The following is a 12,232-nucleotide window of genomic DNA, read 5'->3' as shown; positions in this document are numbered from 1 at the left end:
ACCGCGTAACAGACGAATGGTCTGGCTGCTAGGTCAATCACTGGTGCGGTACTCCGATGCCCTAGCGGTCGGACGCCAGGCTTCGATCAACTGTTTGGCGGTTCTGAGATCGCGCGTTTCGTGTCCTTCTGTAAAGCGGTCGTAAACCTTCGCCAAGATCGCGTAGGCCTCCTCAGCCCGCTCCTGGTTTGTAAGCAGTGCACCCAAAGCCATGGCTGAGCGCAATTCCAGACTGAGCGCGCCTTGACTATTTGCAAGCGCCATCGAATGCCGCAACGTTGCCTCAGCCGATTTTATATCCAGCCGACCGGAAACAATCCCGATCTGCGCGTGCGTACGCAATAGCTCAGGCATGTCAAATGATTCATCTCGAGCCTCGGCTTGTTCAAGTGCCGCGGTGATCATTGCTTCCGCTTCCATAATATCCCCGCATTCGAGCAACGCTTCGGACAACGATCGGCTCAGCGACGTCGTGAACATGACAAGTTTCTCCGCATACAGGTTGTCAAGCGCATCGCAAAGCCTGCCTGCCGCCGTCCACAGTTCTCCCTTGAGCAAAGCCAGTTCGCCTGAGAGCGCGAGGCCTAAAGCCGCCCTCGGACCAAACGAATAACGACTGAAGTGCTGGTTGAGACGGCTCACCAGCGCTTCCGCTTCCTCTACATCTCCCCTCCACAGAAACACCGGGGAGGCGTATAGCAATACGATGAGCATGCTTACCGGTTGCTCTGTCTGCTCAGCTTCCTCAATTGCTTGATACGCAACTTGGGCGGCGCGATCCGGGGTACCGCTCAACCAGAGCGTACGTGCCAGAACGGTGAGCGCACGGATCTGATGTCCGAAGCCAAGCAGGTCGACCTTTAACGTGCCATGCACCGCAGCTTGCTTGAAGCCCTTTTCGATGTGCTGTAGAGCGTGCGTCTGATTACCGACCAAGTGATACGCTGCCCCAAGCATCCACTCAGACATGACGATACCTGCGGGAGAACCGACCCTGCGTGCTAGTTCGATACTGCGCTGACTTACCTCGACCGCCTCACGGAAGTGACCGATGTGGCACATGAAGATATGCTGTCCTGCGAGCAGTCTGAGTTCGCGTTCGGGGTCGTTCAAGGTTCGCGCAAGACGCAGCCCTTGCTCGATCGGGATACGGACTTCATCTCCATTGCGGCGAGTGAATAGTGCGGAGATCGCCAGCGCTTCCTGCAGGATGAGGTGTGTCGTCGAGCTTTCACGGGAACCCAGTCGCAATAGCGCGGCTTGACACCAGCGATGGCACTCGTCCAGCAGCGATAATTCCAATAAGTACGGTGCAGCGAGCGCTGCTAAACGAACGCCCAACTCACCCTCACCAGCCTCGGAGAATGCCCATAAAAGCGCAGTGCGCATGTTGCCGACCTGAATCAAATCACGATCCATGGCCCGCCGCCCATTCTGACGCTCATGATTTCGGTTGAGGTGCGCAATGAGATACTCGGCAAGCTTGCGTGAGACGGCGTTAACCTCGCCCGACTTCGCCAATTTTGCCGACGCGTAAGTGCGCGTCGTATCCAGGAGGCGCAGATAGCTCGATCCGTTGAGGATCGATGGCGACAGCAGTGACTTATCGCTGAGGCTTGCGATTGCTGCTGTCACTTCGGCCTCCGTAAGGACAGTGTCCACTGCGATCCAATGCGCCGCTTCCATTTGGAACGGACCCACAAACACGGATAACCGATACAGCACGCGGCGTTCACTCTCGGATAGCAGGTTGTAACTCCAATCAAGCATCGCCTGGAGCGTCTTATGCCGGGGAAGCGCGCTGCGCCTGCCCTGCCAGAGAAGGTTGAAGCGGCTGTTGATCAATTCCGCGGTTCCACGCAGGCCATGCGAGCGCACCCGACCGGCTGCCCATTCGATTGCCAGGGCAATGCCATCCGTTTTTCGGCAGATCTCGGCGACGAGCGGGACCACCTCATCCGTCAGCGTCTCCTGCACCCCGCTTGCCGCCACTCGATCCATGAAAAGCTCGACGGCGGGAAACGCCATCGCAGTGGAGGCTGTCATCCCCTCAATGACCGGGGGAACATCGAGCGATGGAAGAATGTGGACGTGTTCGCCCTCAACACGCAATAACTCGCGACTTGTCGCAAGCAAGTGGGTTTGAGGCGCGGATGTATAAAGCCATTCCGCGAGAAGCGCAATCTCGTCGATAAGGTGCTCGCAATTGTCCAATACGAGCAACGCTCTTCGGGCGCCAAAAAACGCCAGGATGCTCGGCTTGGGATCTTGCACTTGCACCTTTAGGCCAAGCACGGAAGCAATCGCGCTAGGAACAAGCGAGGCGTCGCTGACCGAGACAAGGTCGACGTAGTACACGGCGCCGTTAAAAGCTTCGAGCATCGTGTGTGCCACGGAGATCGCGACAGTTGTCTTACCCATTCCCCCCGGACCGATGATGCTCACGAATCGATGTTTGGTGAGCATCTCGCCCACTGCGCGGACTGAAGCATCGCGCCCAATGAGCCGTCCGAGACGCTCGGGCAATGAGTGTTCCGAGACCGATACGGGTGGCTGATTGCCGGAGCGAGGATCGGGAGGTCGGATGGTCTCGAATTTCCCGGGCGAAGCCTCGACCCGCACTCGCGTTAAGGGTGCGACGAAACTGTACCCGCGGCCGGGGAGGTTGACGATGTAGCGTGTGCCTTCCTTGCCCTCACCCAGGCATTTGCGCAGGCTGGCGATATTGACGCGTAGGTTGGCCTCGTCGACTACCAACCCCGCCCAGGCACGCGCCATCAATTCCCGCCGGGAAAGCACTTCTCCAGGCCGCTCAACCAACGCAATCAGCAGGTCGAGCGAGCGACTGCCGATTTTGACGGCCCCCCCCTTCCTCTCCAGCATCCGCCCCGCCACGTGCAGGCGAAACGGGCCAAATTCGACAATCTCGTCAATCTTCGGCACACAAGTCCTCGATGGTGGTGATCATCCAGCTTTCCGCTGAACGTCGTCTGTTGCGAAATATTCGCTTTACATCGGCTCCTACTCGGTAGCATCGAACACTTGCTTGACCAACTCAGCGAGCGTCGGGTGGACGTGGATACTATCGCGCACCCGTTGCGCCTTGGCCCCTGGGGTATTCATGGCGACCACCACCTCGTGAAGTAAGTCGGCTGCCTGGGGACCGATCATATGGAAGCCCAGGATCCGGTCGCTGCCCTTCTCAACCAGGAGTTTAGCAAAGCCCGGTGGTGAACCGACGATCTTGCCCTTGGCGAAATCGGCGTAATGCTTCTGGACCACGGTGTAATCGAGGCCCTGGTCGCGACAGGCACGCTCTGTCAGCCCGACCGAGCCGATCTGCGGATTGCTGAACACGGCGTGCGGGTTGGCGGTGTAGTCGACAACAAGGGAGGCACCGTGCGCGTTACGGTAGGCAAGCTCACCTTCGTAGCTTGAAGTGTGCTTGAACATCCCCTGCCCGATGACGTCGCCATAGGCATAGATGTCGGGGTGCGTGGTCCGCAGCCTGTCGTCGACCACCACGAAGCCGCGATCATTAAGCTCGACCCCCGTCTTCTCCAGTGAGAGCCCATCGGTGTTGGGACGCCGACCGGTGGCCAGCAGGAGCCGATCGCCCAGCACGGTATGTTCGTCATCGCCAGTGGTAACGGTCAGGCCACACTGCCCATCGCGCACCAGCACCTGGCGCACCTCGGCTTGCAGCACGAGCTCCACCCGCTTGGCAAGCTCCTGCGTGAACAGCGCCCTCACGTCGTCGTCTTCGGCCAACAGGCATTCGGAATGGTCAATCACCGTTACGCGGGTACCCAAAGCGGAGAAGAAATGGGCAAACTCGCAGCCGATGTAGCCGCCGCCTAGGATGATCAGGTGTTCGGGTTGTTCAGTGAGGTCGAAGATGACGGACTCGTTGGTGAGGTACCCGCTCTCCGCCAGCCCGGGGATCGGCGGGATCGCGGGGCGCGCGCCCGCCGCGATGAAGATCCGCTCGCCGGTCAGCCGGCGCCCGTCCTCCATTTCGATCAGCTTGTCGCCCACAAAATGCGCTCGGCCATAATAGGGGGTGAAGGCGCTCTCCACCCAGCGGCGCACGTCAGCGGCGTCGTTTTCGCGCCGCCGACGGACCGTGTCGAGAACGGCCTGGAAGTCGACGCGAACCGACGACTGATCCAGGTGGATACCAAAGTCCGCGGCGTGCCGGATTGTCTGCATCACCTCGGCAGCCTGAATCAGGCCCTTCGTCGGAATGCAGCCGCGGTTCACGCAAGTGCCACCGAGCTGGTCGGGCCGATCATCGACCAGTGCGACCGACTTGCCTTCCTGCTGCCCGTAATAGGCGGCAGTCAGACCAGAGCCTCCGCCGATGCAGATCATGTCGTAGTGCTCAATCGCCGCCATGGTTTATCCCCACGTTACTGAGCGGCCCGACACGTCGGACGCCAAAACAGCATCCACCCCGGGCGCAAAGCTTCGGCGAACCTCGCCCCTCCAGACACGCCTAGACCTAGAAATAAAGATAATAAAAAGCAAACAAAAAATAAAGAACATACACTCCCCACAACTAAACTCCCAACTTACGCCCTCGACCTCAGCCACCTCGGCTGCAAAGGTGTCGATCCCTATACATGGGGATCCCTTTCGTCTTGCGGTGCCGTAACGGCCGTGGCCGGGGCGCCATGTGTCGGGACACGACGCTTGGCCGGGCCCTTGGTTCGGGGCCCGGCGCGCCGGGGTCAGGCGAACAGGTCGCGTTCGATGCCAGCGGCCTCGAACAGGTAGTCACGGCTGGCTTCCAGCTCGGAACGCAGGCGCGGCACATCGAAGCCCTGAAGCGCGCCCTGCCACTTCATGATGCGGCCGGCAACCATCACGGTGTCGACGTTGGTCCGCTCCATCAGCGTCACCACCGCGCCCGGCGCGTTGTTCAGTGGCGCCACGTTGATCGCGTTCGCATCCAGCAGGATGATGTCGGCCTCCTTGCCCGGGGTCAGCGAGCCGACCTTGTGCGCAAGGCCCAGCCCTTCGGCCCCGCCCATCGTGGCGAAACGGATCGCGTCGATGCACTGCATCAGGGCGGGGTAATCCTTGGCACCCGACAACGCGGCCTCATTCACCCACATCCGCTGCAGGGTTATCAAATGCCGCATCTGGGTGAAGAAATCCGCCGTCATGGTGCATTCCACATCCGTCGACAACGAGGTCGACAGGCCGAGGTCGATGCATTTCTGGATCGGCGGATAGCCGTGGCGCATGTGCATCTCGATGGGCACGGCCAGCGACACGTGGCTGCCCGCATCCGCCGCCGCCTGCCACGCCATGTCGGACATGCCGGTCATGTGGATGAAGATATGGTTGGGCCCGAACCGGCCGTCGCGCGCAAGCTGGTCGAAGGTGTCGCGCATGCCGAAAGTCCCCACCATGTGCAGCGCGATCGGCAGGTCGAGTTCGCGGCCCACATCCCATGCGGCCTCCCAGCCGGGCATGTAGATCTCGCCACCCATGACCATCGTCATAAGCTGATCGTCGCTGGAGAAATACTGCTCCCTGATGCGGCGCGCGTCGGCCGGGTATTGCAGGCGGTCGCCGTAGCCCTCGAAATAGCCGAACACGCCGCGGCGGCCGGCATCGCGCAGGCCTTCGATGGCAGCGTCGGAATGTTCGGGGCTGTGGTGGATCTGGCTGACATCCATAACGGTCGTCACGCCCGCGTCAAGCTGAGCGATGCCACCGAACAGCTCGTTGATGTAGACGTCCTCGGGGCGGTAGACCATCGAGAATTTATGCAGGATCGTGTCGTAGTAGTTCTGTTCGTTCACCGGCCGGCCGTCGTTGTTCAGGATGCCATTGGCCAGCTGGCTGCGCAGCGCGGTTTCGAACTGGTGGTGGTGGGTGTCGATGAAGCCCGGCATCACGATCTTGCCGGTCGCGTCGATCACCGCCGCGTCGCCAGCGTCGATGGAGGCCGCGACCTCGACGATGCGTTTGCCTTCGACCAGCACGTCGCCGGTGGCGAAGTTGCCCACGCCGTAATCCATCGACAGCACCGTGCCGCCCTTGAGCAGCACCCGGCGGCCCGGCTCTCCGGCGCCCTGCGGCGGGCCGACCTGTTCGCGCGCGGCCGCCTGCGCCTGACTGGCGCCAAGGCCGGTCAGGGTTGCCGCCGCGCCCAGTGCCGACGCCTTAAGCACGTCGCGGCGCGTGAGACACGGCGCCAGCGGCATCTTCAGATCGCAAAGTCTACACATGGTCTTGTCCTTCCTCAGATGCGGCCCGAGGCCACGAAAATGGATTGCAACACGGGAAAGCGTTTCAGGTCGTGCCCGATCGCCGAGGCCGCCGCCGTCAATTAGAGCGCTGACACCTTCTGTCTCAATGTTCACTCTCTCGTGAATACTGATGGTCGCTATGGCGTAAACTCGGAGCTGTCACCTTGGCGATGTCGTAGAGAGTGGCCAATTTTTAGTTAACCATCAGTCTTTCAATCCTTCTGAAAGTAATCGCTACTATCTCCACAACAGCTACCTGAAAATTGGACAAGCGTACGAATTTGGAACAATTATGCGATCAATGGATTGCTGTACGACATTCAGTTTCTGCAGGCCCTTCTACCGCCTATGCCTTTTATGGTCGAGCGCAATGCGATCCTTTCGTGGAAGTCCCACCGGCATGCCCCCCCCTTGCAGCACATCTGCGCATCCGGATTTATCGCCGCACGCTGATTCCAAAACCACAGCAAGCACTCACAGATAGTGAGGCGGAGAAATGGCCAAAGCCGCGGATGTCGTTGTGCAATGCCTGGAGAACGAAGGTGTCGAGTACGTGTTCGGTATTCCCGGTGAAGAAAACCTGGACCTGTTGGAGTCGTTGCGCCGTTCCAGTATCAAGCTGGTATTTGCCTCGTCATGAGCGAATGAACGCCAGCAGATCGACATTAATGAGTTCGGGGTGCGTAGCGAACAGGCTGTGCTCTCAATCTCACTGCCGCTGAAGATGCTATTTCGTTCCAGCGACAGCGAATTGAGCCTCTAGCTTTTGAGTTTAGACGCAATGATGGCGACATATTCGCCCTGATGGCGGGCAATCTCCAGCTCACGATCATCAGGTTGCCGAGAGCCATCAGCGCCCGCAATGGTCGATGCACCGTAAGGTGTGCCTCCACTCACCTTCGAGATATCGAATAGCGCGGGCGTGGTGTAGCCAATAGGCACAATAATCATGCCGTGGTGCGCCAGTGTGGTCCAGGTAGAGGTGATGGTCATTTCCTGACCGCCCGTTGTCCCGGTCGAGGTGAACACGCTCGCCACTTTACCTGCCAGGCTTCCCTTGGCCCAAAGGCCGCCGGTCTGATCGAAGAAGGTACGCATTTGCCCTGACATATTACCGAAGCGGGTTGGCGTACCGACGATGATAGCATCATAGTCGGCCAGCTCCGCTGGTGTCGCCACTGATGCGTCCTGGTCGACCTTTCCGCGCGCTGCCTTGAAGGCTTCGTTATCCATGGTTTCAGGGACACGTTTCACAGTGACCTCTACGCCATCGACGCTACGAGCGCCCTCAGCAACTTTGTTCGCCATGGTTTCGATATGACCATACATGGAGTAATAGAGAACAAGAACCTTTGTCATTTTTGCTTCCTCTTTATTGGGGTTCTGCATTGGGTTCACCTTTGAAAAATGTGATGCCCATTCACTATCACAAGCCCTCCCTGCTTATGATTGGACGACAATCTTTGCTTGGGATGATTGTGTGATTCTGTATATTAACGATCCAACCATCTAATGCTTCGGTGTAAGTAAGGCGCGGCGAACCTTGGAACCGCCTAGGTCGCGGGGATAGTGGTGCACTGGGCAGCATAGCTTTTTAAGGGGCAATCACACTCCTGCTTCGACAGAAACCTCACCGAGGGGCAACGCCGTTTGAAGCTCAGTTCAACACTGACGTGCTGGCGTTTATCCGCAGTAAAAAAGATTACGGCGCCCGAACGATCTTTGGGTGTCGCTCATCACATACTCATCCAAATTCAGAGCGTCATCCAATAACGAGCTGCGGTGTTTTGCGACAGTGACCAGGCAGGGAAGTATTGCCGTCGACGCTCGTTAATTGGTAAATCAGGCTTGCTCATAGCAGAGATATAACCATGACGACTTTCTGTAATAGCCTGGCGTCACTTCTCCCCCCTGAAGATTCAGTACTTATTCTTATCGTCCATCAACTCCATCCATCGAAAAGCATCCCTAAATCCCTTTCTCGAAGCGAGGATCTACAATGAAAGCGCAAATACTTAACTCATTTGGCGGCCCGGAATCGTTCGAGCTTAGCGAGTTACCCAAGCCAGTGCCGCACGCAGGACAAGTGCTGGTGCGGGTACACGCAACCTCCATCAACCCTCTGGATTACCAGGTACGGCGTGGCGACTATCCCGACCTGGTGCCGCTGCCAGCTATTACCGGGCATGACGTATCAGGTGTTGTCGAAGCCGTTGGGCCAGGTGTAACGAGCTTCGTGCCAGGCGACGAAGTCTGGTACACGCCGCAAATTTTTGACGGCCCTGGAAGTTATGCCGAATACCACGTTGCAGCCGAGAGCATCATTGGGAAGAAGCCGCCCTCGCTGAGTCATCTCGAAGCGGCCAGCCTGACCTTGGTTGGCGGGACGGTGTGGGAAGCATTGGTCGTGCGCGCGGCGCTCAGAGTGGGAGAAAGCATCCTGGTGCATGGCGGTGCGGGTGGCGTCGGTCATGTGGCGATTCAGGTGGCAAAAGCCATGGGTGCCAGGGTGTTCACCACCGTGCGTGAAGCTAATTTTGAGTTCGCCCGAAGCCTAGGGGCCGATGTGGTCATCGACTACGGGAAAGAGGATTACGTTGACGCCATCCTGCGGGAAACCGGTGGCCACGGCGTGGATGTAGTGTTCGACACCATTGGCGGCAACACATTGTCGCGCAGCCCCGACGCGCTTGCTCAACTTGGCCGGGTGGTCTCGATTGTGGACATTGCCCAACCGCAAAACCTGGTGGAGGCCTGGGGTAAGAACGCCAGTTATCACTTCGTTTTCACCCGGCAAAACCGCGGCAAGCTTGATGAGCTGAGCGCATTGATAGCCCGCGGTCAGCTGCAGCCACATGTAGGCGCGGTCTACTCACTTGCCGATATTCCAGACGCCCATGCCCTACTGGAGACTCCCAACAACGGCCTCCGGGGAAAAATCGCAATTGCCGTCGAGCCATCGCTCGTCTCGTAAGTGCGAATGTTTAACCGTTGAACTCAACTTGAGGGAATATCCCATGGTTTATGAAATCGCTCTGCTGCCAGTTCGCAAAGAACAGATTGAACAGTTCAGGCGAGCATTTGACGAGGTCGCTCCCTTGCTCACCCGCGCCAAGGGTTACGGCGGCCACATGCTCGCGCAAGGGATTGAAACGCCCGAGTTATTCAACCTGATCGTGCGATGGGCGTCACTTGAGGATCACACGCCGGGCTTCGAAGAGAGTGAAGACCATCAGATGTTCATGATGGGCTTAGAAGCGTATTTTGCGGAGGAACCTAAGGTCTACCATATCGAGGGGCAGTTTAGTGAAAGCTGCCCCTAAAATTACCCATGTTCCGGCTCGCTGAAACTTTTTAAAACTTTCATTATGAACTTTTTAGGGCATTTTCCTTTATGCAATTTTATCTTCAATAACTTCTATCGGGAGCTCTCAAATGACTGACTTCTCTAACCATCGTGGTTATTCTACGATGTTCAAAGAAGAAAAAATGACCCTCGGGCTTTTCTTCGCTATTGAATCTTATTCGGGCTCAGTCCCCGAGATGAACATCGAACAACAGATCAAAACAGCCAAAATGGCAGAGTCATCTGGATTTTCTGCCCTCTTCTTTAGAGACGTTTTCCTGAACGTTCCTTCATTTGGTGATGTCGGCCATATTTATGATCCATGGGTATTCATGGGTTATGTAATGGCACACACATCCCGTATCGCGCTTGCCACGGGCAGCATTGTCAGCACTCTTCGACACCCGCTGCATATTGCAAAGGCGGCGGCGTCAGCTGATCGTCTATCCGGTCAGCGCCTAATCCTAGGACTAGCAACGGGTGACAGACCCTCAGAGTTTTCGGCATTTCAGACACCCATCGATACTCGCAGCGAGCTCTTTCGCGAGACGCTTGCAGTGTCTCGCCAGGTTTGGAAGGAAGACTTCCCTGACATTTCGACTGAACGCGTAAACATGTCGGGCGGCGACTTATTGCCAAAGCCGATGCTGAATGACATACCTGTGTTGGTCACTGGCAATTCGCGACAGTCGGTGGAATGGATCGCGCAAAACGGAGATGGTTGGCTCTATTATCCTCAACAAGTAGACCAACAAGCGCGGACGATTCAGACATGGCGATCACTTACCGAAGGTTTCAGGCCGTTTTCACAATCATTGTATGTAGATCTTTCTGAAAACCCCGATGAACCACCAACTCCCATTCACCTTGGACTCCGAACGGGTTACCGCTCCCTGATTGATTACCTCAATGCCCTGCAAGAGATTGGTGTGAACCATGTCGCGCTAAACCTTAAATATGGTAAACGACCTGCACACGAGGTGGTGCAGGAAATTGGTGAATTTGTGGTTCCCCACTTTTCAGCACATTGAACCGTCGACACATACCAACCCATGAGAAGAGTTACGCAGGCACAAGGCGTTTCAACCCCCTTTTTCATTTGGATGGGCGACCATTGCAGCCTATAGAACCGAGGGAGGATGGCAAACTGAAACCAGTGGCCCTCAAACCGCATACGCGTGCAATCCATCGGGCATTTGTACAAGCCAGCGCGGTTCAGTCTGTTTTATCTTTCCTCCAAAGCCTTATGCGCGCCCCTCGATTGATACCCTGAAAACACTCAAAGAACCGTCTGAAGTATTACTTGGCACGCCTACATCGCTTCTTACCTTTGCGTCGACTTCTTCAATGCACGCATTTATTCGGTGGCAGGTACTAATGGAAAGTAAACCAATACTGAGCAGACTTGGCATTTTACCTCTTGTGCCAAGAGATGCTGCTGAACCTCACCGAGTGGCAACACCGCTTGAGCTGCTGTTTGATCTGGTTTCGGTCATTGCAGTCGCCTCCGCTGCGGCAGGTCTTCATCATGCCATTTTAGCTTTCCACATAACTGAGGGGGTGCTGAAGTTCTCAGCGTCTTTCTTTGCCATTTGGTGGGCGTGGATGAACTTCACTTGGTACGCCTCTGCTTACGACAACAACGACAGTCTGCATAGAGTATTAACAATAGTGGCTATGGCAGGTTCGCTTATTATGGCCGCAGGTATCGATCGATTCTTTCAGACAAACAACATAGACATGATCGTCGCAGGGTTTGTCGTTATGCGCCTTGCAATGGTTTGCTTTTGGTTGAGGGCGGCAAGGCACGACCCGGAACGTCGACTGACGGCCTGCCGGTATGCAGTCGGCATCGCAATTGCTCAGGTGTATTGGGTGGGATTGATGCTCGCCCAACCGTTAGCATTAAATCTATTGATAGGTTTTTATGCTCTCGGTGCCCTGTTCGAGTTAATGGTTCCGGCATACGCGGAGAGTAACTACACCACCCCTTGGCATCGACGCCATCTCATTGAGCGGTATGGCTTGTTTAATATTATTGTGCTGGGGGAAACACTACTGGCTGGCAGTCTAGCCATTCAACGAGTTGCAAGCGACAACATGAGCAAAGAATTAATTGGCATTGTGATCTCTACTTTGGTTTTGATGTTCTCACTTTGGTGGGTTTACTTCTCACAAGAAGAGCACGTTGCCCACCCGCGTTTGTCGTTAGCATTGCTATGGGGGTACGGTCATCTATTGATTTACATGTCTGGGGCAGCCGTTGGTGTGGGTGTCGCGGTACTGATAGATGTGGTCACCGGCTATTCAAGCTTATCCAAATCAGTTGGTTTACACATCATAGCGGTTGCTATCAGTGGTTATTTGTTCGGGCTTTGGTTGATAAGAGAACGATTCGAACTGGAAGGAACTGGGCGCTACATATTGTTATTAACATCAGCCGTGATCCTTTTCTCTCCTCTAATACTACCCATTGAGGGTATCACTGCACTACTGGTCATTGGCGTTGCAGTTCGAAATCAATATGCATGCAAACCCTTCAAGCAAGAAACTCCTCATGAAAGTTGAGCAATGATCTCTTGAACCCGCCATAGCTGCCTATACCGAGCTGGATTAATAA

General features: G+C 56.3%; 9 protein-coding genes. 5 read left to right on the top strand and 4 right to left on the bottom strand.

What is annotated here, in order from left to right:
- Positions 1–33: 33 nt before the first annotated feature.
- From LMS44_RS10610 to LMS44_RS10600, 3 genes are all read right to left on the bottom strand, one after another.
- Positions 34–2,943: an ATP-binding protein gene (locus LMS44_RS10610; protein WP_414120328.1), complete on the bottom strand. Its 2,910-nt coding sequence runs from the start codon at positions 2,941–2,943 to the stop codon at positions 34–36.
- Between the two features lie 78 nt (positions 2,944–3,021).
- Positions 3,022–4,398: a dihydrolipoyl dehydrogenase family protein gene (locus LMS44_RS10605; protein WP_498947264.1), complete on the bottom strand. Its 1,377-nt coding sequence runs from the start codon at positions 4,396–4,398 to the stop codon at positions 3,022–3,024.
- A 335-nt stretch (positions 4,399–4,733) separates the two neighbouring features.
- Positions 4,734–6,380, bottom strand: coding sequence for an amidohydrolase family protein (locus LMS44_RS10600; RefSeq protein WP_498947263.1), 1,647 nt, complete (start codon positions 6,378–6,380; stop codon positions 4,734–4,736).
- 382 nt (positions 6,381–6,762) lie between these two features.
- Here LMS44_RS10600 and LMS44_RS10595 point away from each other — a divergent pair, with 382 nt between their 5' ends.
- A complete protein-coding gene (locus LMS44_RS10595) occupies positions 6,763–6,906 on the top strand; it encodes a thiamine pyrophosphate-binding protein (protein ID WP_498947262.1) in 144 nt (47 codons plus the stop codon).
- Between the two features lie 119 nt (positions 6,907–7,025).
- On the opposite strand, the gene wrbA is transcribed toward LMS44_RS10595, so the two are convergent.
- Entirely contained in the window at positions 7,026–7,625 is a 600-nt protein-coding gene (wrbA, locus tag LMS44_RS10590; RefSeq protein WP_498947261.1) for an NAD(P)H:quinone oxidoreductase, read from the bottom strand.
- A gap of 640 nt (positions 7,626–8,265) precedes the next feature.
- On the opposite strand from wrbA, the gene LMS44_RS10585 reads away from it, so the two are divergent.
- The 4 genes from LMS44_RS10585 to LMS44_RS10570 all read left to right on the top strand — a co-directional run bounded on the left by LMS44_RS10585 (position 8,266) and on the right by LMS44_RS10570 (position 12,180).
- Positions 8,266–9,240, top strand: a complete 975-nt coding sequence (locus tag LMS44_RS10585; protein WP_161463390.1) for a zinc-dependent alcohol dehydrogenase family protein — start codon at positions 8,266–8,268, stop codon at positions 9,238–9,240.
- A 43-nt stretch (positions 9,241–9,283) separates the two neighbouring features.
- Positions 9,284–9,589: an antibiotic biosynthesis monooxygenase family protein gene (locus LMS44_RS10580; protein ID WP_027959342.1), complete on the top strand. Its 306-nt coding sequence runs from the start codon at positions 9,284–9,286 to the stop codon at positions 9,587–9,589.
- A 112-nt stretch (positions 9,590–9,701) separates the two neighbouring features.
- Positions 9,702–10,643 carry an LLM class oxidoreductase gene (locus LMS44_RS10575; protein WP_498947260.1) on the top strand — a complete coding sequence of 314 codons (942 nt, stop codon included), beginning with the start codon at positions 9,702–9,704 and terminating at the stop codon, positions 10,641–10,643.
- 346 nt (positions 10,644–10,989) lie between these two features.
- On the top strand, positions 10,990–12,180 hold the full coding sequence (locus LMS44_RS10570; protein WP_414120342.1) for a low temperature requirement protein A: 1,191 nt from the start codon (positions 10,990–10,992) through the stop codon (positions 12,178–12,180).
- Positions 12,181–12,232 lie beyond the last annotated feature (52 nt).

This window comes from Halomonas profundus, assembly GCF_020865425.1.
Lineage (GTDB): Bacteria > Pseudomonadota > Gammaproteobacteria > Pseudomonadales > Halomonadaceae > Vreelandella > Vreelandella titanicae.
The sequence above is the reverse complement of the archived record's forward strand: the minus strand, read 5'-3'. Positions and strand labels throughout refer to the sequence as shown.

Bases quoted from the DNA above. Each gene is read 5' to 3' on its own strand.
- LMS44_RS10605 (WP_498947264.1), bottom strand. From the start codon at position 4,398: ATGGCGGCGATTGAGCACTACGACATGATCTGCATCGGCGGAGGCTCT.
- LMS44_RS10595 (WP_498947262.1), top strand. From the start codon at position 6,763: ATGGCCAAAGCCGCGGATGTCGTTGTGCAATGCCTGGAGAACGAAGGT.
- wrbA (WP_498947261.1), bottom strand. From the start codon at position 7,625: ATGACAAAGGTTCTTGTTCTCTATTACTCCATGTATGGTCATATCGAA.
- LMS44_RS10585 (WP_161463390.1), top strand. From the start codon at position 8,266: ATGAAAGCGCAAATACTTAACTCATTTGGCGGCCCGGAATCGTTCGAG.
- LMS44_RS10580 (WP_027959342.1), top strand. From the start codon at position 9,284: ATGGTTTATGAAATCGCTCTGCTGCCAGTTCGCAAAGAACAGATTGAA.
- LMS44_RS10575 (WP_498947260.1), top strand. From the start codon at position 9,702: ATGACTGACTTCTCTAACCATCGTGGTTATTCTACGATGTTCAAAGAA.
- LMS44_RS10570 (WP_414120342.1), top strand. From the start codon at position 10,990: ATGGAAAGTAAACCAATACTGAGCAGACTTGGCATTTTACCTCTTGTG.